At 60.4% G+C, this 24,558-nt stretch carries 25 protein-coding genes; 18 read left to right on the top strand and 7 right to left on the bottom strand.

The window, feature by feature from the left end; all coding sequences use genetic code 11:
- Positions 1–97: 97 nt before the first annotated feature.
- The 4 genes from MMF98_RS14990 to MMF98_RS14975 all read left to right on the top strand — a co-directional run bounded on the left by MMF98_RS14990 (position 98) and on the right by MMF98_RS14975 (position 2,115).
- Positions 98–292: a DUF7706 family protein gene (locus tag MMF98_RS14990; protein ID WP_243307170.1), complete on the top strand. Its 195-nt coding sequence runs from the start codon at positions 98–100 to the stop codon at positions 290–292.
- Positions 293–417: 125 nt separating this feature from the next.
- Positions 418–612 (top strand): hypothetical protein, encoded by a 195-nt coding sequence (locus MMF98_RS14985; RefSeq protein WP_243307168.1) that lies wholly within the window; start codon positions 418–420, stop codon positions 610–612.
- A gap of 58 nt (positions 613–670) precedes the next feature.
- Positions 671–1,768: a hypothetical protein gene (locus tag MMF98_RS14980; protein ID WP_243307178.1), complete on the top strand. Its 1,098-nt coding sequence runs from the start codon at positions 671–673 to the stop codon at positions 1,766–1,768.
- 20 nt (positions 1,769–1,788) lie between these two features.
- Positions 1,789–2,115 carry a hypothetical protein gene (locus tag MMF98_RS14975; protein ID WP_243307177.1) on the top strand — a complete coding sequence of 109 codons (327 nt, stop codon included), beginning with the start codon at positions 1,789–1,791 and terminating at the stop codon, positions 2,113–2,115.
- Between the two features lie 98 nt (positions 2,116–2,213).
- On the opposite strand, the gene MMF98_RS14970 is transcribed toward MMF98_RS14975, so the two are convergent.
- Entirely contained in the window at positions 2,214–2,594 is a 381-nt protein-coding gene (locus MMF98_RS14970) for a helix-turn-helix domain-containing protein (protein ID WP_243307176.1), read from the bottom strand.
- A gap of 146 nt (positions 2,595–2,740) precedes the next feature.
- On the opposite strand from MMF98_RS14970, the gene MMF98_RS14965 reads away from it, so the two are divergent.
- The 9 genes from MMF98_RS14965 (at position 2,741) to MMF98_RS14925 (ending at position 13,506) form a co-directional block, all read left to right on the top strand.
- A complete protein-coding gene (locus MMF98_RS14965) occupies positions 2,741–5,734 on the top strand; it encodes a CHC2 zinc finger domain-containing protein (RefSeq protein WP_243307174.1) in 2,994 nt (997 codons plus the stop codon).
- Between the two features lie 9 nt (positions 5,735–5,743).
- Complete coding sequence (gene xerC, locus MMF98_RS14960) at positions 5,744–6,907, top strand: site-specific tyrosine recombinase XerC (protein ID WP_243307173.1); 1,164 nt, start codon at positions 5,744–5,746, stop codon at positions 6,905–6,907.
- 65 nt (positions 6,908–6,972) lie between these two features.
- Positions 6,973–7,218, top strand: a complete 246-nt coding sequence (locus MMF98_RS14955) for a hypothetical protein (RefSeq protein WP_243307172.1) — start codon at positions 6,973–6,975, stop codon at positions 7,216–7,218.
- Between the two features lie 895 nt (positions 7,219–8,113).
- On the top strand, positions 8,114–8,308 hold the full coding sequence (locus MMF98_RS14950; RefSeq protein ID WP_243307170.1) for a DUF7706 family protein: 195 nt from the start codon (positions 8,114–8,116) through the stop codon (positions 8,306–8,308).
- Between the two features lie 125 nt (positions 8,309–8,433).
- The gene (locus MMF98_RS14945; RefSeq protein WP_243307168.1) at positions 8,434–8,628 is read left to right on the top strand and encodes a hypothetical protein; all 195 of its coding nucleotides are present in this window, start codon (positions 8,434–8,436) and stop codon (positions 8,626–8,628) included.
- A 208-nt stretch (positions 8,629–8,836) separates the two neighbouring features.
- Positions 8,837–10,030, top strand: coding sequence for a hypothetical protein (locus MMF98_RS14940; RefSeq protein WP_243307167.1), 1,194 nt, complete (start codon positions 8,837–8,839; stop codon positions 10,028–10,030).
- A gap of 87 nt (positions 10,031–10,117) precedes the next feature.
- On the top strand, positions 10,118–10,291 hold the full coding sequence (locus tag MMF98_RS14935) for a hypothetical protein (RefSeq protein WP_243307166.1): 174 nt from the start codon (positions 10,118–10,120) through the stop codon (positions 10,289–10,291).
- Positions 10,292–10,410: 119 nt separating this feature from the next.
- On the top strand, positions 10,411–13,215 hold the full coding sequence (locus tag MMF98_RS14930) for a LysM peptidoglycan-binding domain-containing protein (RefSeq protein ID WP_243307165.1): 2,805 nt from the start codon (positions 10,411–10,413) through the stop codon (positions 13,213–13,215).
- A gap of 9 nt (positions 13,216–13,224) precedes the next feature.
- Positions 13,225–13,506: a hypothetical protein gene (locus tag MMF98_RS14925; RefSeq protein WP_243307164.1), complete on the top strand. Its 282-nt coding sequence runs from the start codon at positions 13,225–13,227 to the stop codon at positions 13,504–13,506.
- Between the two features lie 874 nt (positions 13,507–14,380).
- On the opposite strand, the gene tnpC is transcribed toward MMF98_RS14925, so the two are convergent.
- The 3 genes from tnpC to MMF98_RS14910 all read right to left on the bottom strand — a co-directional run bounded on the left by tnpC (position 14,381) and on the right by MMF98_RS14910 (position 16,827).
- Entirely contained in the window at positions 14,381–16,015 is a 1,635-nt protein-coding gene (gene tnpC, locus MMF98_RS14920) for an IS66 family transposase (protein ID WP_423837603.1), read from the bottom strand.
- Positions 16,016–16,081: 66 nt separating this feature from the next.
- On the bottom strand, positions 16,082–16,423 hold the full coding sequence (tnpB, locus tag MMF98_RS14915) for an IS66 family insertion sequence element accessory protein TnpB (protein WP_243307163.1): 342 nt from the start codon (positions 16,421–16,423) through the stop codon (positions 16,082–16,084).
- Positions 16,420–16,827 (bottom strand): transposase, encoded by a 408-nt coding sequence (locus MMF98_RS14910; protein ID WP_243307162.1) that lies wholly within the window; start codon positions 16,825–16,827, stop codon positions 16,420–16,422. The genes tnpB and MMF98_RS14910 overlap by 4 nt, the downstream gene beginning before the upstream one ends.
- A gap of 544 nt (positions 16,828–17,371) precedes the next feature.
- Between MMF98_RS14910 and MMF98_RS14905 the strand changes: the two genes are divergently transcribed.
- The 5 genes from MMF98_RS14905 (at position 17,372) to MMF98_RS14885 (ending at position 21,010) form a co-directional block, all read left to right on the top strand.
- A complete protein-coding gene (locus MMF98_RS14905) occupies positions 17,372–17,560 on the top strand; it encodes a hypothetical protein (protein WP_243307161.1) in 189 nt (62 codons plus the stop codon).
- A 79-nt stretch (positions 17,561–17,639) separates the two neighbouring features.
- The gene (locus MMF98_RS14900) at positions 17,640–18,314 is read left to right on the top strand and encodes a hypothetical protein (RefSeq protein WP_243307160.1); all 675 of its coding nucleotides are present in this window, start codon (positions 17,640–17,642) and stop codon (positions 18,312–18,314) included.
- Positions 18,315–18,327: 13 nt separating this feature from the next.
- Complete coding sequence (locus MMF98_RS14895; RefSeq protein WP_243307159.1) at positions 18,328–19,074, top strand: 2OG-Fe(II) oxygenase; 747 nt, start codon at positions 18,328–18,330, stop codon at positions 19,072–19,074.
- Positions 19,071–20,234, top strand: coding sequence for a PLP-dependent transferase (locus tag MMF98_RS14890; RefSeq protein WP_341481305.1), 1,164 nt, complete (start codon positions 19,071–19,073; stop codon positions 20,232–20,234). The genes MMF98_RS14895 and MMF98_RS14890 overlap by 4 nt, the downstream gene beginning before the upstream one ends.
- A gap of 14 nt (positions 20,235–20,248) precedes the next feature.
- Positions 20,249–21,010, top strand: coding sequence for an FkbM family methyltransferase (locus tag MMF98_RS14885; RefSeq protein ID WP_243307158.1), 762 nt, complete (start codon positions 20,249–20,251; stop codon positions 21,008–21,010).
- 23 nt (positions 21,011–21,033) lie between these two features.
- On the opposite strand, the gene MMF98_RS14880 is transcribed toward MMF98_RS14885, so the two are convergent.
- Genes MMF98_RS14880 through MMF98_RS14870 form a run of 3 tightly spaced genes read right to left on the bottom strand, consistent with a single transcriptional unit; the run spans position 21,034 to position 24,547 of the window.
- The gene (locus tag MMF98_RS14880) at positions 21,034–22,323 is read right to left on the bottom strand and encodes an O-acetylhomoserine aminocarboxypropyltransferase/cysteine synthase family protein (RefSeq protein ID WP_243307157.1); all 1,290 of its coding nucleotides are present in this window, start codon (positions 22,321–22,323) and stop codon (positions 21,034–21,036) included.
- Positions 22,324–22,347: 24 nt separating this feature from the next.
- Complete coding sequence (locus MMF98_RS14875) at positions 22,348–23,523, bottom strand: YcaO-like family protein (RefSeq protein ID WP_243307156.1); 1,176 nt, start codon at positions 23,521–23,523, stop codon at positions 22,348–22,350.
- A gap of 25 nt (positions 23,524–23,548) precedes the next feature.
- A complete protein-coding gene (locus MMF98_RS14870; protein ID WP_243307155.1) occupies positions 23,549–24,547 on the bottom strand; it encodes a hypothetical protein in 999 nt (332 codons plus the stop codon).
- Between the last annotated feature and the right edge of the window lie 11 nt (positions 24,548–24,558).

Here is a 24,558-nt window from a genome sequence, read left to right as displayed (position 1 = left end):
CGACGCCGCGTGTTGCGCTCATGAGGGGTGGGGGGTGCTGTGCCCGCTTGCGGGCCAGTCTTCACACATCACTCATCAACCCGAAAGGAAACCCTTCATGCAGCACGAGTCCATCCCCATCACCGTGTACCTCACCGACGAGCAGGCGCAGGCCTTCGCTCAGTTCCTCAAGCGCGTCGGGCTCGATGACTACCGTGGCCTGGCCGTCGACCAGCAGGAAGCCTATGTGATGCGCAGTGCCGGGGAGGCCGTGCGCGCGGGCCTGGCGCTGGCCGGCTACGCGCCTCGCTGAGATCAACCCTCCGCGCGGGCTGCGCCCGCGCTCGGGCGGCCGTGCGTGTGCCGGAAAACCCGCAAGAGGAAAAGTTCGATGAGATTGAGCCCAATGAGGCGAACACCTCAGGAGCCCGGTCCACCATGAATCGAAAGCCCAATCGCAAGCACGCGTCGGAAAAACCGCAGGAAGAAAAGTTCGATGTGATCGAGCACGCTCTTCGCATGAACCGAAAATCCAAACGGAAGATCCCGCTGCATGAAGTGGTGCTGCTCATCACAGCGCTTGGAACACTGCTGCACGAGTTGCATCCCTACGTCGCGCCCTTGCTCTCTTAGCCGCCAGCGCCGCAGGCGCAAAACCGCGTATCGGCGAAATTGCAGCAGAATCGCGCCCATGCCTGCCGCCTCTCACGCCCGCAAGCCCGCGCCAGCATTGGCGCGCGGGCGTGTGCGACTACGGCGGTGCGTCAGGGCAAATGCGTTTGGCAATGCGCTGGGTCAAGGGCTCGTGGGCTCGGTGAGTTCGTCGCCTGCAACGACGTTCGGCGAGGACCATGCCCAACGCTTGGCACAATCGAATCCGATGAACTTGCCGATCTACAGCGCGAACGCTGGCCCATCGTTTAGCACGCCCTATGCCTCTGCTGCTTACGACCAGCTGGTGCAAGCGTTTGATGACAACACGCCTGTAGCTGCGAATCCCGACGACGTAATCGTCGTTGCTGGCACTGGCCCGCTCACCAACATGAGAGCGCCGCTCACGCCCGCTTCGGGCGATCGAAATCGTCCACCAGCTGGTGGTCCTGGTCGCACGATGCAGATTCCGGAAATGGATATCGCGGGCAACCCGACTGGCGGCACCACCGATGTTCCCGTGCCGGACAACGTGCTGCTGCCCGGCGAGAACGTCAAGGGCAATGTGTTCTTCGGTGGCGCGGGCATGGATGGTTCGTACATCAAAGACATGGTGCGCGCCTTCAACAAGCAAGGCATCGCGCTCACGCCTGCCAACAGAGACGTTTACTCGAATGGCACCGGGCTAGATGCGACGGTTGGTGTACAGCTCACTCGCTTCGGTGAGTTGCCTTACGTGCCGTTGCTGGACAACGTGCCTCAGGTTGGCGGAAGTCAGTTCAACTTGCTCGGCTACTCGTATGGTTCGAATGTGGCTGCGCAAGTGGCGGTCACCTACGCACGCGGCGGAACAACTGTCGATAACCTGGTGCTCATTGGCTCGCCGATCAGCGCGGACTACTTGAAGACGCTGCAAGCGGAGACGAACATCAAGAACGTCGTCATCGTGAACCTCAACGACAAGGGCGATCCGATTACTGCGGGCATGTCGGATGCCTCTCTCATCGGGTCGGCCTTCACATTGAAGAATCAGATGTCTCAGGGTGCGGGCCACTTCTACTACGCGCCGGACACGCCGGCTGCGGCCGTAAGGAGAGACGCACTTGCACAATATCTTTACCAGCGCGGATTGCGCTGATGCTTTAAGGGAGAGGTACTGTGGCTGAAATCGCTTCGAATCTTCGACTCAAGCTCTGGTTCATGTTCAGCGCAGCGCATGCTGCGTGCACAGCGATCCTGTGGATCTGGACACTTGGGGTGACGGGCCTTGGCTTCAAGGACAAAGACGCTTGGACCACGTTCGATCACTTCCAGGCAACGGTGATACCGGCACTGCTGTCTGCTCTGACGACGCCGGGTCGATTCGTGATGACTACGGATCCCGGATGGGCGGGACTCCTCCTGGCGTTGATTGCGAATAGTTTGCTGTGGGGCGCGGCCATCACGTTGATCTATGTGCTGGCACGACGCCAACCTGCTGCTTGAAAAAGAAACCCTTCTCCCCACCCCTTAGCCGCTAAGGACAGGGGGATCATCAAACACAAGGGCCGCTAGATGCGGCCCTTGGTGCGTTCAACGCTCGATCAGCGGGCCTGTTGCTGCAAGACCGACTCCAGCACCTGCATGACGAACTTCTGCTTGGACTTGGGCAGGGCGCTGATGCGCTCGAGCTGCTGCTGGAACTTGGGAGCCGGCCCTCTCTTGCGAGCGGCGGGCGAAGGCTGCTCGCCGATCAGCTCCTCGACGCTCACGCCCAGGATGCGGGCCAGGGCAGGCAGCATGGAGACGGGCACGCGGCGCTGGCCGCTCTCGTAGGCGGTGATGGCGGCTTGGGAGAGCTCCAGGGCTTCTGCGAGCTGGACCTGGGTGATACCGCTTTGCTTGCGCAGCTGGGCGACGCGGGCTCCCAGCTGCACAAAGAACTCGCGCTCGTCCTGGCTGATGGCCACGTGCAGGGACCTCAAGGAAATGATGGTGTGCATACCTTAAACCCCCGATCTGGAATCGCGTTTGAGAATAACACGAAACGTGATAACGTCCGTCCGAGAAAAATATTTCCTCCCCCGAATCGAGCAATGACCCCGCGCTGGGGTCGGACAAGGACACCCAGATGGCGCGCATCCCCGAAGACGAGATCGAACGCATCAAAAGCGAAGTGAGCGTGCAGCGGCTGGTGGAAGCGGCGGGGATCGAGTTGAAGCGCGTAGGCCGCGACCTGGCCGCGCGCTGCCCGTTCCACGAAGAGGAGACCGCGAGCTTCAAGGTCACGCCCGCGAAGAACCTGTGGCGGTGCTTCGGCTGCAACGAAGGCGGCGGTCCGATCGACTGGGTGATGAAAGCCCGTGGCGTGAGCTTCCGGCATGCGGTGGAGCTGTTGAAAGCCGATCCGGCCTTAGCCGCGGGAGCGCCGCGCAAGGCGACGACCGTGCGCGCGCTTGCCGCGCCGGTCTCGTTCGATGCGAACGAGCAGGCCTTGCTCGCGCAAGTGGTGGACTACTACCACCAGCAGCTCAAGGACAACGAAGCAGCACTCGCGTACCTCAAGGTGCGCGGCCTGGTGCACCCGCAGTTGATCGAGACCTTCAAGCTGGGCGTAGGCGACCGCACGCTGGGCCTGCGCCTGCCGCTAAAAAACCGCGCGGCCGGCGCCGACATACGCGGTCGCCTGCAGCGCGTGGGCATCCTGCGCGAGTCGGGCCACGAACACTTCAACGGGTGCCTGGTGGTGCCCGTGCTGGACGAGCGCGGCCAGGTGCTGGACGTGTACGGCCGTCAACTCAACGACGACAAGCGCCGCGAGCAGGCGCGGCACCTGTACCTGCGCCAGCCCGAAGAAGGGCGGCGGTCGCGCGGCGTGTTCAACATCGCCGGCATCGTGGAAGCGGGCCAGCGCCCGCAAGGCCAGCGCGAAGTGATCCAGTGCGAGGCGATCCTGGACGCGCTGAGCTTCTGGAGCTGCGGCTACACGAACGTGACGGCCAGCTACGGCACGAGCGGCTTCACGGCAGACATGCTCGAAGCGCTCAAAGCCAACCACATCGAGCGCGTGCTGATCGCGTATGACCGCGACGAGGCGGGCGAAGCAGGCGCGCGCGAGCTGGCGGCGCACTTGATCGCCGAAGGCTTCGAAGTGCTGCGCGTGCAGTTCCCCAAGGGGATGGACGCCAACGAATTCGCCTGCAAGATGAGCCCGCCTGAGAAGGCGCTCGCGCTGGTGGTGCGGCAAGCCGAGTGGATCGGCAGCGGCCGGCCCTCGGTTCAACCGGTTGAACTCGCACCCACTGCCGCGCCCGCAGCGAAGACCGCGGCGAAGGAAGAAGGCCCGGAACCCGCCACCTTCTTAGCCGCTAAAACTCCCGGCGCGCCACAGCATTCGACGCACGAGCCTGCTGGCGCGCTGCCCGACGAAGTGCAGCTCGAAGCGGCTGCATGCACGTGGCGCATTCGCGGCTGGAAGAAGAACGCGACGCCTGAGGCGATGCGGGTGAACGTGCAGGTGCGCTGCGACAAGAGCGGCGGCTACTTCGTGGACACGCTGGACGTGTACGCGGCCAGGGCGCGCGCGAGCTTCGTGAAGCAAGCGAGCGTGGAGCTGGGCGTGGGCGAAGACGCTGTCAAGCGCGAGCTGGGCGCGGTGCTGATGAAGCTCGAAGGCCTGCAAGACGAGCTGATGGCGCAGGCGCGCAAGCCACAGACCCCCACGGCGCCGATCCTGTCGGCCGAGGAAGAGGCTGAGGCGATGCAGTTGCTGCGCTCACCCGACCTCATGCAGCGCATCGTGCAGGACCTGCATGCGCTGGGTGTGGTGGGCGAGGACATGAACCTCGTGGCCGCGTACCTGGCGGCCGTGAGCAGGAAGCTCGACGCGCCGCTCGCGGTGCTGATCCAGTCCACGAGCGCAGCGGGCAAAAGCGCGCTCATGGACGCGGTGCTGAACCTGGTGCCGCCCGAAGAGCGCATCCGCTACAGCGCGATGACGGGCCAGAGCCTGTACTACCTGGGCGAAACCAACCTGCAACACAAGATCCTGGCGATTGCCGAAGAAGAAGGCGTGCGGCAAGCCGCGTATGCGCTCAAGCTCTTGCAATCGGACGGTGAACTCACGATCGCGAGCACGGCCAAGGACGAAGCCACGGGCAACCTGCAAACGAGGCAATACACCGTCAAGGGCCCGGTCATGCTGATGCTCACCACAACGGCGATCGACGTGGACGAAGAACTGCTCAATCGCTGCCTGGTCCTCTCGGTGAACGAAAGCCGCGAGCAGACGGCCGCGATCCACGCGAGGCAGCGGCACAAGCAAACGCTCGAAGGCCTGCTGCAATCGGCCGGCCGCGAGCGCGTGCAGGCGCTGCACCACAACGCGCAGCGGCTGCTCGCGAGCGTGGCGGTAGTCAACCCGTATGCGGACCAGCTCACCTTCCTGGCGGACAAGACGCGCACGCGGCGCGACCACATGAAGTACCTCACGCTCATCCGCGCGATCGCGCTCGTGCACCAGCACCAGCGCGAGGTCAAGAGCGTGGAGCACGCGGGCCAGCAGCTGCACTACATCGAAGTCACCAAGGGCGACATAGCGCTGGCGAACCGGGTGGCGCACGAAGTGCTGGGCCGCACGCTCGATGAGATGCCGCCGCAAACGAGAAAACTCCTGCGCCTGATCGCGGCGATGGTCGCCCAGCGCGCGAGCGATGCGCGCATCACGCCCGCGCAGGTGCGCTTCACGCGCAGGGACGTGCGAGGCGCCACCGGCTGGAGCGACAACCAGCTGAAGGTGCACTGCGCGCGCCTGGCCGACATGGAATACCTGCTCGTGCACGCGGGCAGCCGCGGCCACAGCTTCAGCTACGAGCTGCTGTGGGACGGCGGCGGCGAAGACGACGAGCGCAGGCTGTGCGGGCTGATCGAGACCGAAGCGCTGGAGACCGGGCCATCACTACGACCAACGCAAGTTGGGGTCGAGGGCGCGCAAGATGGGCTCAAGATGGCCTCAAGTGGCGGCCATGTTGGAGGCAAGTTGGAGTGGCTGGATGGCCGCGCAAGCTGCGCCCATGCTCGCCTGGCGGGCGATGGCGCCTTGGCTGCGGCGGCCGTTGCATCGTAAGGAGCTCACATGCGAAGCGGCATCGAAGCTCACCCGCACAAGCCACTTGCGCGCGGCCAGTTCAGCCAGGGCGACTACGCACGCGCGACCGGCGCGCCCGGGGACCTGCGAGGCCTGTTCGCGGCGATGCGCCGCTACCTGGAGCATCTGGGCGTGAAGGGCTACACGCGCATGGGCCGCGCGAACGTGGAGCGCTACGTGCGCGACTTCATCATCTGGGCCGACGAGCGCGGCGTGACGCACCCGCAGCAAGTGAGCCTGCAAGTGCTCGAGCGCTACCAGCGCTGGCTGTTCCATTACAGAAAAAAGCGCGACGGCGAGCCGCTGTCGGTAGCCAGCCAGCGCGCCAAGATCACGCCCTTGCGCGGCTTCTTCAAGTGGCTCACGCGCGTGGGCGAAATCCCGGCGAACCCGGCGGCGGACGTCGAGCTGCCGCGCAAGATCAAGCGCTTGCCGCATGCGGTGCTCACCTTCGCGGAGGCCGAGCGGGTGCTGGCGATGGCCGACACGGGCTCGCCGATCGGGCTGCGCGACCGGGCGATGATGGAGCTGCTCTACGCCACGGGCATCCGCCGCGCGGAGATCGCCGGCCTGGCCGTGACGGACATGGAGTTCGATCGGCGCGTGGTGCTCGTGAGGCAGGGCAAGGGCCAGAAAGACCGCATGGTGCCGATGGGCGAGCGCGCGGCGCACTGGGTGCGGCTGTACCTCGACGAGGCGCGGCCGCAGCTCGTGTGGAACCATCAGGACGCCACGCTCTTCTTGGGCAGGGAAGGCGTGCCGCTGTCGCCCACGTGGCTGTCCACGCACATCGCGACCTACGTGCAGGCGGCCGGCGTGAACAAGCGCGGCGGCTGCCACCTGTGGCGCCACACGATGGCGACGCTCATGCTCGAAGGAGGCGCGGACATCCGGCACATCCAGGCGATGCTCGGACACGCGGACATCAGCTCCACGCAGATCTACACGCAGGTGGCGATCCGCCAGCTCGCGCAGGTGCACGCGATCACGCACCCGGGAGCCAGGCTGCGCCCGCGCGCGCGCATCCAGGGCGGCCTGCAAGAGGCGCCGCTCACGCTGGATGCGGCCGAGCCCTGGCTCGATCACGATGCGAGCGCCCGGGACCTTCTGGAGGCGCTGGAGGCCGAGGCCGAGGAAGAAGAAAAGAGTTGATGCGCATGCGCACGGCGGCCGTCGTGACGACCTAATGGGTGACTCCATCAACCCCGGAGCTTGAAATGAAAGACCTGAAAACCCGTGACGAGATTCGTGCGCTGCTGCGCGATGCCGTGATCGCCGATCCCGCCTCGATCGGGCGAGCCGGCGAGCTTGGCGCGATCGAAATCCATCCCCACCCGACGATGCTGCACGAGGTCGACGGCCTGTCCTGGACGTGGAGCTGCACGGGCGCATCGCCGGCGATCCTGGCCGCGCTCGGGCGACATGCACCGGGCCTGCAAGCGCGGCTGGACCTGCGCGGCTGACGCTGGAGCGCGCGGCTCGCGCATGTAAATTACATTGCGCACGGCCGTCACGCGAGAGCGGCTGCTGGCGAGGGACCGCTCTCGTCACGCGGCTTGCGCCGGGTTGGCGCGCGAAGTGCAGCAGCATGCGGGCAAGCCGCGCGCCGTCGCTATACCGTGGCCGCGCTCGGGCGTGACGGGCGGGCCAGCGCTGCTAAGACAAAGCATGGCGCTTCGCGCGAAGCAGGGATGCAGGTTGCATCGGGCATCGAGCCCGCTGCAACCTGGCAGGCGACGCGGGGTGAATTGCTGCGCAATTCAACGTAACGTGGCGTTGCACCCAGCGCGTCCAGTCGCGCGCAAAGCGCGCTTGGTGGCCGCGCTGGACGCAACACACGTTACGTCTGGCGCCCCGCGTCGCCTGCGCGCGCGGTCAGCGCTCACGCGGTGTAGCGCTCACCGCGCGCTGAACATCCATGGTCGGTGCGGTAGCGGCAAGCCGCAACCGCAAGAGCTTTGGTCAGGCGCGCTCTGCGCGCAGTCATCACAAAACAAGGCCCGCCCACCCCGGGCCTGTCTGCCGGCGGCGCGCTTCAGCCCTGCGGGCTTGCCGCCGCGCCGCCGACAGCCAAGCCCTCCCCCAAACAGCCGGGGACCAACAGCCGAACAGCCTGCACGGCGCTGCGCGCCGTGCCCGGTCAGTGCCTCACCACCCATCCCTCTTGAAGGGCGAGGCTGCGGCGCCGTCGCCAGTCAGTCAAGGCCGCTGCGCGCCGCGCCAAGCGCGGTGGCCTGCGGCCAGCCTTGACAGCCTGGCGCCGACGCCGCGTGTTGCGCTCATGAGGGGTGGGGGGTGCTGTGCCCGCTTGCGGGCCAGTCTTCACACATCACTCATCAACCCGAAAGGAAACCCTTCATGCAGCACGAGTCCATCCCCATCACCGTGTACCTCACCGACGAGCAGGCGCAGGCCTTCGCTCAGTTCCTCAAGCGCGTCGGGCTCGATGACTACCGTGGCCTGGCCGTCGACCAGCAGGAAGCCTATGTGATGCGCAGTGCCGGGGAGGCCGTGCGCGCGGGCCTGGCGCTGGCCGGCTACGCGCCTCGCTGAGATCAACCCTCCGCGCGGGCTGCGCCCGCGCTCGGGCGGCCGTGCGTGTGCCGGAAAACCCGCAAGAGGAAAAGTTCGATGAGATTGAGCCCAATGAGGCGAACACCTCAGGAGCCCGGTCCACCATGAATCGAAAGCCCAATCGCAAGCACGCGTCGGAAAAACCGCAGGAAGAAAAGTTCGATGTGATCGAGCACGCTCTTCGCATGAACCGAAAATCCAAACGGAAGATCCCGCTGCATGAAGTGGTGCTGCTCATCACAGCGCTTGGAACACTGCTGCACGAGTTGCATCCCTACGTCGCGCCCTTGCTCTCTTAGCCGCCAGCGCCGCAGGCGCAAAACCGCGTATCGGCGAAATTGCAGCAGAATCGCGCCCATGCCTGCCGCCTCTCACGCCCGCAAGCCCGCGCCAGCATTGGCGCGCGGGCGTGTGCGACTACGGCGGTGCGTCAGGGCAAATGCGTTTGGTAATGCTATCGGTAGCTCTCTGGCGGAGAGCATGAGCAACAGCCAAGGAGCGGGTGCCATGAGGCAACCGTACGTGGATGCCAACGGTGACCACATCGTTCTGGGCGATGTACCCAAAAACAACTGGGCAACCATTGAAGGGTTAGGCACTCGGCCATACGTGCCGCAGCCATCTGATACCAGCGAAGATGTGTTGGTCGCAAACGGCGCCACCTCTGGTGTGTATCAGTACGAAAGCGTGAAATGGGGAGCTCCTGCGAGCCAGGGCACTTTGCGTGAGGTCGTTGTGATTGCTCATTCCTCGGGGCCGGATGACTTGGTGGACGGACTCGGTGATTTCCGAAGCGTGCCCATGGTTACCATGACCCCGTCGATTGCGAGTGACCTCAGTGCCGGCTGGAATCAGCCGTATTGGAGCGTTCTGCAAGGGGAGCAGTCCTGGGCCAACAAACTCGGGAGCGCTGCCAAAACTGTTACCGATGGAGCGCGCACTTTGGGGGGAGCAATTGTCAGCGGGTTGACCGGCTATGGCGCTGCGACGCAATCCCGGCAAGCCGTTGCGCAAGGTCAATATGTCCGAGGAGTCGTCTACGGCATGCAAGCTGTAGGTGAAGCGAGCCTGACACTACTGTCCGGGACCAGCTACGCGTTGGGCAAGGCCGCAGCGACTGGCGCATGGACAGCGAGGAACGTGACAAGCGCTTCAATGATGTCAAGAACTGGCGGTGCAGGAAGTTCCGGTGCACTTGATGCTGCAGCAGGCGCTTCCCCCATTAAGCTGTCGGAGCTACGAGCCTTGCGCGATATGGGACTTAGCACTACTGGTCGTAGAGCAGTTTTGGAAGGCTTCGACCTCGGGCTGGGTCTTACACGTACTGAAGGTCAATGGGCATTGCGCGACTTTGCCAGCAGCCAGAACGCAAAAATCTACTACTCCTATGGTGGTGGAAACTTGAATATGTTCGCATCTGCTATGCCCGCGAGCGACGAGGCGCTCGCGTCCAATATTCGGTTCCTCATGCAGCGCTCGGAGGGTATTAAGTTCAATTTGAACGGCGTGATATCGTCTGCCGCTGAAATTCCAGCCGTTTCACAACTAGGAACACAGGGACTTGGTGCTCGTGTTACATATCGAGGGCTTGAGATTGGAAATCACACCAACTGGGAGCTTTCAACTATTCTTGCGAATGATGAACTCTTTGCAAAAACGACGTTCTTTTTCGGAGGAAAGCCGCTGAATGTGGTGAGGTAAGTATGACTATGACGAATCGAGATATTGAAAAACTCCGGTCTCATTTGCAGGAATGGAGGGGAGGAGTTGTGTCCTTCAATGCATTTCATGATGACCATGACCGGCTCATTCTCAAACTTGTACATCCGTCTGGAGCAAAGGAGCCGATTGGGCTTGCGCTGTTTTACTGCAACTATTTGGCTGGACCGATTAGATGGTCCAGTTCAGAACTGGAGCCGAAAATTTGGATTCAACCAGATGGGATTGCAGGCCTTGAGTTGACCGACAAAGCGGCTGGATTTACCGTTCGCTGCGCCAGTGCGTCGCTCTATGGGGAGCCAGGATTAACAATTCCTCAGACTTAAGGTAAAAATGCGCTCGCAGCTACGGGCCAGTTGCGTTTGGCAAACTACGACTACGACGCCAACGGGCTGCTGACCACCACGACCCTGTCCACCGGCCAGCGCACGGTGCGCACCAACGACCTGGCTGGCCGGGTGATCCAGTACCAGGAATGGAACGCGGACGGAACCGGCCGCTCCAGCTCGAGCCGCACCTGGGACAAAGACAACAAGCTGCTGGACGACCACAACGACCTGAAAAACAGCGGCACCCGCTACAGCTACCTGAACGACGGCACACTCAGCGGCTCGGTCACCTACTCGGCCGACAGCAGCGCCACCACCATCACCACCTCCTATGGCTACCTGTGGTTTGACGACGCCAAACAGGCGGGCATCGACGTGCAGGCCAGCAACGGCCAGGTCAACGGCCCATGGGCGCCGGGCTTCACGCGCTTTGGCTACGACGTCAACGGCAACCTGAAGACCGCCTACGACCCCACGGGGCGGCGCAGCTTCAGCTACTACACCGACGCGCAAGGCCACATCCTGCAGCGAGACGAACTCATGGGAGGCACCTTCGATCAGGCCAGCCGCACCGTGATCGGCGCCTCCAAGAACCGCACGCAAAGCTACTACTACTTTGACGGGCGGCGCATCGGCAACGTCGGCAACGACGGGGTGGAGCGCGAAGACTACGCCCAGCAACTGGCGCGGCCGCTGGACGCGCCCAGCGACCCGGACTCCAAATACAAGAACTTCACGCCGGTGGCCAGCGCGGACTTTGACCAGAACTACCAGCCCATCAACGCCACCTACCCCAGCTCCAGCGCCTCCAGCTACACGGTGCGCGAAGGAGAGAGCCTGCAGTCGATTGCACGCTCGGTGTGGGGAGACGCCAGCCTGTGGTACCTGATCGCCGACGCCAACGGCCTGCAGGGCACCCAGCCCGGGGTGGCGCTGACGGCCAACACCGTGCTGGCGATCCCCAACAAAGTCACCAACATCCACAACACCAGCCAGACCTTCAGGCCCTACGACGCGGGCAAGGCCATCGGCGACACCAGCCCCACCATCCCCAACCCGCCGCCGGCCGGAGACGACGACGACTGCGGAGGCCTGGGCGAAATCATCATGATCGTGGTGGCCATCGTGGTGGTGATCAATGGGGGCCCAGACATCTCCGAGTACTTTGCGGAAATCGGGGCCGAGGCGGCCGCAGCGGAGGCGGCCGCTTCGGCTGCAGCCATCGGTGGCAGTGAGGCGGCCGTTGCGACGGCCTATGGCTCAGCCTACGCCAGCGCCCTGGCGGCGCCCGGGGCCTTCGTCACCGCTGCGGCGGGAGCCGTCACCGGCATTGCGGCCTCGGTGGCCAGCCAACTCACGGGCATGGCGCTGGGCGTGCAGAAATCCTTTGACTGGAAAGGCGTGGCGCTGGGCGCGCTGGGCGGCGGGGTGGCCGGTGGGCTGCAGGGCGCGGGCATCCTGGCCAACTCGCCCGCGCTGCGCATGGCGGCGGGCAGCGCGATCACCCAGGGCCTGGCAGTGGCCACGGGGCTGCAGCAGCGCTTTGACTGGAAGGGCGTGATGGCCTCGGCGGCCCAGGGCTACATGGGCGAGTACCTGTCCAAGGACGTGATGGGCGAGCAGGCCAAGAGGTTGGTGGGCAACCTGGGCGGGGGGCTGGCCTACGCAGCGGTGCACGGCGGCAGCGTGGCGCAGGCGCTGCCGGGCATCATCGCCAATGCGGTGGGCAACACGGTGGCTGACAACCTGCGGGGGCAGACGACGCAGAGAGGGGTGTCGGCTTTGGAGGGGGTGTTTGGCAATGGGCTGGAAGGTGCCTTCGTGGATAACGCCGGCAGGCTGGGCACGAAAGAGGACCGCCTCGGCGATTTCATAGCCCAGCAGCAGGCCGCGCAGGACCAACGCGATAGGTCCACTGCGCTGTATGGATTGAACAGTGGCGGTACAGCGCGGCTCGGTGAGCCCTCAGGCTCAGGCGTTGCTGAATGGTGGAACGGTGTTGATCGTGCGATCTCACGCAGCGCAACCGAGCAAGCTGCCATTGAGCAGCGTCTGGTTGAGCTTGCGCCAAAGCCTGTGAGTTTTGGGCCAAGCATCATGCTGGCCGACGCGGGAGGTGGTTCTCCCTTCACGCGTGGCAGTAGTGGGCCGAGCTTTCAGGAAATAAACGATCGAAAAGTTCTTGCAGGCGCATACGACCGTATTAACGAAATTGGTCGTGCCTGGTCTGCTGGTGACTATGGTTCGGTATGGCGTCACGTAACCTTTGAATCCTCGGGGGAAGCTCGGGCCGCGCTGAATCAACGAATGAATCCAACTCCTACTGTGGAGCAATTGCGATTTCAGACGGATATTGGTTTAGCTGTGGGTGGTCCATTGACTGGCTGGGCAGCTGGTGCACGCTTGCTGGATGCGCCTGATAACATTGTCAACGGAATCGGTGTTGCACAATCTGGTCTTATCGGATCTTTTGCCCCTGCTGTGCTGGGGCGCGGATCACTAGTAGCTCGGCCGGAGTGGGGTGGTCCGGTAAGCTATAGTTTCGTTGATTCTCCGAGCGTTGGGCTTGGTAAGGAGTTCACCCAAACGCAGAAGATCAACATTTACGCGGAGAACATTCGAGTAAACGGTGGTGTGTTGCGCTCCGACCTGAATGGTGAAGTGCTTGTCCTGCCGGTGAGGAATCAATCTGGTGTCACACCTCCTTTGAATGCGGCCCAGATTGACCATGTAGTGCCGCGTCGACCGGCCGATCCGACTGTTTCGCCAGGATCAAACAGCTATACGAATGCTGAAGTTCTGTCGCGGGTTCAGAATCGCTGGAAATCGAATCGCTGAGGTACTTTCATGGATGATTGGAGTTTTGCGGATCCACCGAACGTTGCGGTCTTCATTGACCGCAGCATCGTGGAAGGCGGCAATTGGATCGCATACGTTTACCACGACGCAGATGACGGCGCTTGGCAGTTCCGAGCAACTTCATCTAGTGACGAGGGCGCCCCAATGCTTGTCAGTTTGCGCAGCGTGACAAAGATGGACTCTTCGGTAGCTGAGCTGGCTGATTTGCCTTTGGGGTGGCGGGCATGGCGCGATACGCCGCAGTCGATGTGGGAGCGTGCGGAGAAGTAAGCTGGTTGCGAGGGGCGTGCCCACTCGCAAAGGCTTTGATGTCAGCCCGGAGCTTGGTCTCAACCCGCGCTATGGCCGCCGCCGAGGCGATGCCTATGCCCTGATGGCTGTGCATGGACAGCAGATGCCGATTCCCGGAGAAACAGTAACCCTATACCGCGTTGCGCGAAGCCAAGGCGTGGGCTTCAGCCGCAATAAGCAAGGGCCGCCTTTGCGGCCCTTGCTTATTTATCGAGTCTCTTAAACCGGTGGCGTCCAGTTCGATATGTGCGCATCCAAACCGAGGCGTCTTTGCAACTCAATGATTACGTCGTATGTGCCTCCACGATCTGAAGAAATCCTCTGCGCATCTTCTGCTGTGATTTCATCCTCTCGCCAATTTGGCTGATGTGCGCCCGCGTCATAGCGAACGTAGTAATGATCCTCGCGCCTGACCACCTCAAAGTAGTCCCTGTCTAAGTCTAAGGCTACGCTGAATACGCCATCGCGTTTCGCGCTTGCGCGACGAAGATGGCGCAGAGGCTGAATCCTTGAGTCGGCAGACGCGACTTGGAGCGAATGGGGCAGTTTGCCCGCGCCAAGGCGTGAGAGCCGGCCGCCTCACCTTCGAGCTGCCAGTATCTTGAATCATTTGCTACGCTTTTGATAGCAAAAAATGACCACTGCACCTGGACTGTTGGCTGATTTGATACTGGATTCTTCCAAAACCCCAGGTACAACGCATCGCTAGCTGGTGCAGTAGCCCGGCAACCGCATCAGTGGCTTCTTCCGCCTAGATCAAGACATATGAGCGCCAGTGTTCCCACAATGCGAGAAACAGGGTAAGCGGCTGGCGATCCCCTCTTGACGCAGGCAAGACTGAGCGCAGGAGTCCTCAGGCGGCAGGCATCCAGCGGTGCGGTAACAGCTCGTCGATGCGGTGGTTGGGGTGCGAGAGCAGCCGCTCGAGCACATCCTTGAGGTAAGCCCATGGATCGTGCCCATGCAACTTGGCCGAGTGCACCAGACTCATGACCATGGCCGCACGCTGGCCGGCCAGTTCACTGCCGGCGAACAGCCATGCCTTCCTGCCCATCGCCCAGGGGCGCATGAGGTTCTCGATATGGTTGTTGTCGATGCTCACCGCGCCGTCGTGCAGGAATTGCCCCAATGCCTGCCAGCGTCTGAGGCTGTAGTCCAGCGCCGCAGCGATGCCGCTGCCATCGGGCACGCGTGCGCGCTCCAAGCACAGCCAGGCGTGCAATTCGTCCCACAGCGGCCGGGCATACCGCTGCCGATGCGCCAGCCGTTCGGTACCCATCATCCCACGCGCCTGGGCCTCGACGCGGTACAGCCACGCGATGCGCTGCAGGGCTTGCTCGGCCACGGGGCTGGTGTGGGCCTTGGCCAGTTCATCGAACTTGCGTCGCGCATGCGCCAGGCACCCCGCCTCGATGCAGCCCTGGCGTTTGAGCAAGGCGTCGTAGCCTGCGTAATCGTCGCAACTGAGCGTGCCCCTCCATTGGGCCAGGAAGTCGGCGGGGTATCTGGAGCCCCGACCTCGGCAGAAGTCGTAGATGACACCCGGTATTGCGTCATGCTCGCCCCGGGCGTACGCCCACACATAGGCCTTGACGGTCTTGCCCGCACCAGGATCGAGCATCCGCACCGGTGTCTCGTCAGCGTGCAGCACCGCAGCGCCCAGCACGAAGGCGCGGTGCGCCTCGTACAGCGGCATCAGGCTGGCAGCGGCTGCCCTCGACCAGGCCGCCAGCGTGGAGCGCGGCGTGTGCACGCCCGAGCGGGCGTTGATCTGCTCTTGCCGGTAGTACGGCAGGTGGTCCACGAAGCGGCTGACCAGCGTGTGCGCGAGCAGCCCGGCCGTGGGCTGGCCCTTGTCGATGATCTGGGGTGCCACGCTCTCCTGCACGAGGGTGCCTTCGCCCTTGCGCAGGCAGCACTTGCAAACCCACTTGCCGCGAATGTGGCGGTGCACGAAGAACTCCGCCGGCACGATGTCCAGCCGCTCCGAGATGTCCTCGCCGATGCGCGTCATGGGCTGGCCGCAGCCGAGGGATGGGCACAAGGTGCTTTCGGGTTCGTGGCGATGCTCGACACGGCGCAGGTGTTCGGGCAGCGCCTGGCGACGCGGCTTGTGCGGGGCCTGTCCGTCGGCTGGCGGTGCCGATGCTTGGTCACCTTTGCCCTGCAGCGCTTGCAACTGGGCCTCCAGGCTGGCTTGATCCTCGGCCAGCGTCTCCTCGAACAACTGGCGCTGCTCGGCGTTCATGGCCTCGGTCCTGGCGCCGAACCTCCAGGCCTTCAGCCGCGCCAGCTCGAATGTGATGCGCTCGATCCTGGCGTCCTTGAACTTGAGCGCCTGCGCCTGCTGGGCGATCTGCTGGTCGCGTGCGTCGATCTGCCTCGTTTGCTCGGCCATGTGCGCAAGCATCTGCTCGGCGAGCCGGGCCATCGCAGCAGGGTCCAGGGCACGCAGGTCCTGGGCCTTGAGTGTGTGCAGATCGAGCATGTCTTGATTGTGGAATGCCGACCACTACAACGCCATCGGACATTCTCGGATTGCCTTGCCTGCGGCTCACATCCGCGTGATGGTCTTGAGCTGCTCCAGGCGTTGCCAAGGCAGCCCCAGCACCAAGGCGTCGAACTGTTCGCGCGTGAGCGTGATGCAAGAGGCGCCCGCCGCACCTTGGTGCGGCCACACGAAGCCGCCCAGGTGCAGGCGCCGCGTGGCGCACCATACGCCGAAGCCGTCGTGCACCACCAGCTTGATGCGGTTGGCCCGCACGTTGGCGAAGAGATAGCCGTGGTGTGCGTGGGCGGCGCCAAAGACCTGGACCACGCGCGCAAGCAGGCTGTCCACTCCTGCCCGGATGTCGATGGGCTGCACTGCCAGCCATACGGCATCGATGCGAATCACAGCAGTACCTCGCGCAGCCAGGCCGCGCAGGAGGATGCCTCGCTGGCCGGCCAGTGCACGGTTACCTGAGTGCCTGCAATGCTCAGCTCAATGCAGATGCTTGGCGCTGTCTGGCTGGTACCTGGCTCGATGGAGATGGGTAGGAACATCGTGGCGCCGTGGTGTTCCTGGACACTTGCGCCGCAGGTGGTCGTTTGAGCATCATCTGTCCCATGGTCATCGCGCACGCCCGCATCGCTGATCCAGCGTTGCAGCAGATCGGGTCGGATGCCGTGTGAGCGCGCGATGGCAGAGATCGTCTGGCGCGACTGCCTGTAGCTTGCGATGACACGATCCTTGAACTGCTGATCGTGCCGGAAGTAGGGGCGTGCTGTCAGGTCCGGGGAAAGGGAGGTCGTGCTCATGGCGACTCATGCAGAAGTTGACATCGGCACGAGACTCCTATGCCGATGGCCAAGGAGCAAGAGGGGATCGCCAGCCGCTTACGAAACAGGCGCAGGGTGTTGGACAGATCCGAAAGACCGCGCAGAACGCTCGCAATGGCTTTGATTCGTTTCATTCGCATGAACATGACTCCTTGGTAGTTACCTAACCAAGCTCTCACACATCGTTCGTCTGTCAAGGGCCTGACAGGTCCGTGGGACCAAAAAATCAGATCGAAGGACTTACGGAGATGAGTATTTGTGACAGCCGCTACGCTTTCCTGTGGCGAAATGCCCCCGCTCTTGCGCCTCTTGACCACTGTGCCGCATGCGCAAGAAAACGCATATCGGTAAGGCAAAATTGGGGCCGGATCGGCTAAACAGGTATAAACATCCTCGGATATATTGCGTGTGGGTCTTCGGATTCCATATGGCGTTTCTGGGGCTCCTTCAGCCTGATTGCCCCGTTTGTTGTTCGAAGGGTTGGGGTAGCCTCTAATTTCACTGAAATTTCTGGAGTCACTTGATGAAAACCAAGGTTCAAACCGCTGCTACCGAATTGCAGCAATCTGTCAAGGCGCCGCCCATGTCGGCAGCCGCTCGCAATGCGTGGGTGGTTAATTTTGCGCCCGCACAACCCAAGGGCATGCCCTCCGATCGGCTCAAGGCGCGTGCCGAACTCGTGCGCAATGCTCTTTCGAGCGGTACCTACTAACCCGAGGAGGGTACAGACTGGGGAGCGTTGAGCAAAGGCAAAACCAGATGCCGCTCCCGGGGCTGGCCCATGGTTTGCAATGTACCTCTCCAAACGTCTTTACAGTCCGCTCGCTGCGGTTGACGATGATCATTGGCAGCGATTGCTGGCCAGCCATGCATTCTGGAAAAACCCGGGTGTGAGTCTCGACGAGGACCACAGAGACATCGCGTTCCATATTTTGATGGAAGAGGGGGCATTGGGGCTTTCAAACAAGAAGCTAGATGCCGCTTTCGAGTTCGATGCCGTTCCGATTCCCGCTCCGGCTTTCGAGGATCCTGCACTGTGTGCGGCTGTACAGCATTGGTCCGACATGCACGCGGGCAACTATGGTCCCGGTGTCACGACCAAGATGGGGTTCTACGTCATTCGTGCGGGAGGCACCCTTGGGTTTCACGTTGACGGGCCGGTTTTCTTGCGGGGTGCGCGGGCCGATCTGTCGTCCGAGGGCATCCAGCGCGGCCTCATGGAAGTGCAAGCGTCGCATCGAACGATTCTGCCGCTTCAGTTCAATGTCGAAGACCGCTTCATGCTGTGCGGGTACAAAGCACCACTCAAAAGAGGCGAACTTTTTGAGTTCAGCAATGTCTTGCCTCATGCCTATTTCAATAGAGGGGCTGAGCATGCTGTTTTGTTGGTCACCACCTACCTTGAGGAAGAGTTGCTTCCCCAGGAGGTGACGTATTCGTCGGTTGAGTCGGGCCTCGTGGCATAGAACGGTCGCCGTCATGCAGTATGAATTCATTGAGCCGCGGTTTCCTCCGTGCTCGGAGGAGGCTGGGAAATCACCTCTCTGCTTGTCGCCTCAGGTCCAGACCTATTCTGTGCTGAATGAAGCGGAGTGTCATGTATTGGCTGCGGTGATTACACAAGCGCACGAAACCGGGCAGAGTTGGGCCTCTCGCACACGTTATGCTGCGGGCGCACAGTGGAACGTCAATCAGCAGTTCCGTAGTTCTAAAAATCTGCCGCCTGAACTGGCGGGGCTCTCCCTGGCTTTCGAGGCCATGCATACCCGGGTTCAAGAAGATCTGTCCGCGTTGGGGTTGAATCCCCGAAGGCATTCATTGAAACTTGTCGAGCGTCAATGCCTGGTTTATCAAAAGGGGGATCACATCGGGGATCATGCAGACGACAGTGCCCTGGTTCCTGCCAAGGATAGTGGCATGCCGCAATGGCATGTGGTTAAGCCGGAACGGCAGATCGCCGGCATTCTGTGGCTGACTTCCCAAGCTTCAACGGCCGAACGCCCGCACGAGTTTGCGGGAGGAACGTTTCGATTCAATTCGCTGGTGAATCGGGAGTCCAAGCTCCCGCTTGACATAGCGCCCAAGGCGGGGGCCATGGTGATATTCCCTGCAAATCCATGGTTTCGCCATGAGGTGCTGCCTGTGCTTGCCGGAACGCGGATAGCGTTGGCCTGTTGGTGGCAAGTGTTGCCGCTTGCAGAAGAGCGTATCGAGGGCGTGTCGTGACGCTGGCGCAACCTACGGCCTTGCTGCATGGTGAGCGATGGCCTGTTCAGGGGTTCGAGAGCATTCAACCGGGAACATTCGATGCCGCCACGGTGGTGTTCCCGAATATGGCTGCGTATAGGGCGCGAGATTGGACGCGCAAGGACGGGTTCATCTATGGATCCCACGGGACGCCCACCACATTTGAGCTTGAAGCCAGGATCGCACGCCTTGAAGGCGGCCTGCATTGCCTGCTTTCTCCGAGCGGGCTGAGCGCGATTGCGCTCGTTTACATGACCTTCCTGAAGCCTGGAGATGAGTTGCTGGTGCCGCTCAATGTCTATGCGGCCAACCGAGTTTTCATTACGCATGAACTCGCTGCATGGGGCATTCATGTTCGGCTCTATGACCCGACGGACTTGGAGACTCTCGAGTTTTCAGACACCACCAAATTGGTATGGATCGAGGCGCCATGCTCGACGACATTTGAGTTCCCCGATATTGTCGAGATCGCGGCGTCTGCACAGGCGCGAGGTGTGTTGACGGCGCTTGACAGCACCTGGGGGGCTGGCATAGCTTATCGGCCGTTTGAACTGGGTGTTGACATTGCGGTGCAGTCCCTGAGCAAGTATGCGAATGGAAGTGGTGACACGGTCATGGGGGCCATCACGTGTAACGACAAAGGGCTCTACGAAGCTCTCAAACTCTGCGCCATGCGAATGGGGTTGGGTGTTTCCGCGCGGGATGCTGCATCTATCTTGAGGGGGTTGGACACCCTTTGCGTGCGATACCGTGCCCAGGATGCTGCCGCCAGATTTCTTGTTTCAGAGTTATCCAGGTACGGCGATGTGTTGCGCGTGCTCCACCCGTCATTGACGGCGTGCCCGGGGCACACTTTCTGGCAGCGCGACTGTGTCGCCGCCGCCGGCATTTTCAGCCTCGTTTTTCAGGAGCGTTTTAGTTCAACGGATGTCGATCGGTTTGTCGATGGGCTGAAGTTGTTCAAAATCGGATTTGGCTGGGGTGGCCCTGTGAGTCTGGCTCTTTCTTACGGTCGATCAGTTGTCAGTGCGGAGCCGCTTGAGGGCGAATTGGTGCGCATCAGCGTCGGCTTGGAGGATCCTGAAGATTTGCTGGCAGATCTGGCGCAGGGGCTCCGGCTATTGCCTTCAATTGACTGAGCCAAAAAATAAATATGAATGCTCCTCAGTGGATTTTTAATGCTTTGCGCTTCATCGAAAAAAAAGCGGCATATGGGCAGGGAAAAGGATATGGCTCTGGGACCGTCAAACATGAAGTGGCCCTGGTTGCGAGCCTGCTGGAACAAAAACCCGTGCTGGCCGTTGACATGGGGGGACACAGTGGAACCTATACGCGCGAGTTGAAAAGGTTGTTTCCTCATCTGCCGATTCACATTTTCGAGCCGTCAACCGCGAATATCGCGAAGCTCAAGGCGCGGCATGGAAATGACAAAACCATCGTTATCAATCCTTGCGCCATTTCCGATACGAATGGATTCACATCATTTTATTCTGACAAACCCGGATCGGGGCTTGGTAGCCTGCACAAGCGAAAACTCGATCACTATGGAATGCCTTTTGACGTTGAAGAGCAAGTGCGTACAGTGCGCTTCGACGAATACTGGATCCAGGTCTTGGATCGATGCACCATTGATATTCTGAAGATGGATATCGAAGGGCATGAACTGTGTGCTCTCAGTGCTTTTGGCGATGCACTAAGTGCGACAAAGGTATTGCAGTTCGAGTTTGGCGGAACCAATATTGACAGCCGAACCTACTTTCAGGACTTTTTCTATCTTTTCTCTGAAGCAGGTTTCGATTTGCATCGCATTACGCCCATTGGCTTGGAGAAAATTACCCGCTATCGAGAGGCGGATGAGTTCTTCTTCACAATCAACTATTTGGCGACAAACCAGCGATTTCTGCGTAGTGCTTAAAGCAAGGTAGATTGACGCTGATATCAGCGTTGACTGCCCGCCAATGCTTGGTCAAGGTCTGACAGCAGATCATCAACATGCTCGATTCCAATTGATAGACGTATTAGGTCGTCCGTAACGCCGCTTTTGGCCAAGCCTTCGTCCGATAGCTGACGATGCGTGGTGGAGGCGGGATGGCAGGCCAGTGTTTTGCAATCACCTAGATTGACTGATCGTCTAATCAATCGCAATGCGTCCTGGAATTTGGCCCCCGCCGACGCTCCGCCCTTGATGCCAAAACTGAGGACGCCTGAACCTTGGCCGTTCAGGTACTTCTTGACGAGTTCGGCGTTGTGATAGTTGGGCAGGCCGGCGTAGCGAACCCATTCTGCACACGGATGTTGCTGAAGAAAACCGGCAATCAATGTCGCGTTGAAACAGATTCGTTCCATTCGCAAGGCAAGCGTCTCAATCCCTTGCATGATGGATATCGCTGTTGCTGGCGCCATAACCGCACCTAGGTTCCTCAGAGGGACAGAAGCGCAGCGTGCGATGTATGCACGATGGCCGTAGGTCTGTGTAAATGACGTCTGGTGATGGCTGTCATCTGGTGCCGTCAGTCGGGAAAATTTACGTGGATGGTCGTCCCATGGGAATTTGCCACCATCCACAACGGCGCCGCCAAGTGCTGCGCCGTGTCCTCCCATGTATTTAGTCAGGGAGTGGACAACAATGTCTGCTCCATGACTGAGTGGCTGGCACAAATAGGGGGTTGCTACAGTGTTGTCGACGATGAGCGGGACGCCGCGCTCATGTGCGAGATTCGCCAGCGCTTCAATGTCTGCGACGTCTCCTGCCGGATTGGCAATTGTCTCGCAAAAAACTGCGCGGGTATCACCATCAACCAATGCTTGAAATTGGTTCAGATCGTTCGAGTCCGCAAAGCGTGCTTTGATGCCATATTGCGGAAGAAGATGCCCCAGCAAGTTGTAAGTTGTGCCATACAAGGACGACGCTGAAACAATATTGCTCCCGGCTTCGGTCAATGTCAGAAAGGCGCAAGCAAGGGCTGCCTGCCCAGACGCCACGGCTGTAGCTCCGACACCTTGTTCAAGCGTCGCAACGCGTGCCTCGAGCATCTGCACCGTCGGATTGGCTATCCGACTGTAGATGGGACCGCTCTCCCTGCCGTCAAACAAATCGACGGCATGTTGCGCATCATTGAACGCGAAGGCTGCAGTTTGATAGATTGGAGGTGCGACAGATGTCTGCGACTCGCTAGGTTCATAGCCAGCATGAACCGCTGCGGTTTCAAAGCGCCAGTACTTGTCCATGGCAGATATGACCTATGACATGAATTATGCAAAAGGATGAATTTCGGGAGTGTTGACTCGAAACCAGGTATCCATGCCCAGCGGCAGGCGACCATATCCAAAAGCCATAGGGATTAGATGAGTGCTAAGAACTCTCACTGTATAGATGGTTCTGCCATCCAGTATCCCTCGGGTCTCGGGAATCGTCAGATCCACCCAATAGAGTTGATGGCCCGCGGATTCGAGTCGTTGATAAAGGGCGTCTGAATTGGTTTCAAACGCAGCTGCGGCATCCGAAAATGAGCGTTGTGGAGCCTCGCCATACCAGAGCGCATCGGCTTTCTGAAAGTAGTTTTTTGTCGAATAGATGGCCGCGTGATCCGCCGGACCCCGCACTTCACTGGGCTGGATAGATTGTTCAGGAACACCTTCAAGACGGACGAGCGCCATGGTTTCTAGCTCGTTTAGCGCCGTTTCAAGCGCCAACTCTCCGTTGAGTCCCGATGCGCTGCCGATGCTTGTGAAGAACAAGGTTGGATGCTGGGCCCATGCGAGCCATGTGGGATGCGTGCCCATGTAGAGCCATTGCACTCCTGCCCGGCATCCGGCTTCGTGCAATCTATTGATGCGGCTTCTGAATTGCTGCGGGAGCGTGGGGATTGAAATATGGTAACCCGAGGTTTGCGAAAACCAATGGCGCATGAAAGCATCGCGCTCAATGAGCTCCAGCGTTGCATGCATGATCGCCACGTCGATAGAGCCAGAACTGGCGCATCCCGAAGTTGACGCATTCGTTGTCAAGCGGCGCCGGTAGGTGGCATCGAAGGCCCGAGGACTGCAAACAAAGTCGGCGAGGATATGATTTGTTGCATCGCTTCGAACGCGCTTGGCACAGACCCAGTGCCTAGGCTCTAAAGCATCAAATGGTGCGAACTTGAAATCCGGCATCGCATACTGTCGTGGTAAATAGCGAACGAACATTGCGGGTTCAACATAGCGTTCCAACTCTGTGGCAGAAGAGTAAATGGACCTAGGCAGGCGTGTGTAACAGAGCCGCTCTACCGCCTCATTGATAGCTTTCCATTTAGCGGTTTCGAAGTCGCGGTCCCGTCCCCAGCCTGAGCTTTGGACATTGGAAGTCCAGTCGATCTTTGCTTCGACCAACTTGAATGCAGCCTGTTCCAGGACATCTGTACACAGAAGCTCAACGGTGGGTGGCATATGTCAACAGCGACGCGATTTTTTTCTAAGGGAAAATATCAGAAAACATCGCGGCGTAGCCCTCTGGCGGCATCAGTGAGTTGGTGTTCATTTCCAACCACCAGATATTGCCGTCATGATCAAGCATCCCATCGACTGAAATCATGATGGGCGCAGCAAAGTTTGGTTTTAGAAGATTTGCCAGTGCAGACCCCATGTCGTGAATCTGCGTGCCTGTTTGCTCCAGGAGGCTTGGCAGATTGTTGTCGCTGTCAGGCGTGGCGCCGTGGACCGGCTCGTAGTGTTTCCCATACCGATAATCAAACCACAGTGATTCACCGGTTTTCAGAACGGCGCCGCTACTGATGTTCTGAAAACGGAGGCATTCAAGAATGATGGATCGATCTGAGAAATGCTCCCAATCGAGCCTGCAACTGGTCAACCTTTGTCGCAGCAAACTCTCTACGGTTGTAACTCCATCTCCTTCAATCTCTGGAAATGATTGGGCATGAGCAAAAAAAGCCTTTGCTCCCCAAAACCAAACTTTCAAACTCGTACCTTCGATGAATTTTTCAACGAAATGGGTGCTCGGGGGGGGATTCGTTGTGCTCCCATTGAGATCTGCAGGTTGTGAAGCCCTAAATGGCCCAGCTATTTCTCTCCCGAACGAGCCGCTAGTGCCTTTCAATATATAGTCGAATTCCGGTTGTGATTGACCGGCCTTGGTAAGGAACGTGGGGGTTCGAAGTTCTGATTTCCGTAGAAAATCCTTGAAGAGCAGTTTATTGAGAGAGTGGGGATGCCTGATGGGAGGGTAGGGCCTCCATCCGCCGAAGCCAACGACATCTTTTGGTAGAAAACCGGTGTGTCTAAGCTGCCCTTCGCTTGATGCTTGGAAGAGCGGATACATATGATAGTAGCGACCTCTGTGCTTTACTTCGAGCACGAAGGTTTTGACATCCAAATCTAGTTGCGCTTCTTTGTCGATGGCCCACTCTTGAAGTGCACGGAAATGATTGGAAATAACAGATAGATAGTTTCGCATAATCAACAGGA

The organism is Variovorax terrae (assembly GCF_022809125.1).
In the GTDB taxonomy this organism is placed as follows: Bacteria; Pseudomonadota; Gammaproteobacteria; order Burkholderiales; family Burkholderiaceae_C; genus Variovorax_A; species Variovorax_A terrae.
This window is presented reverse-complemented; position numbering and strand designations above follow the sequence as displayed.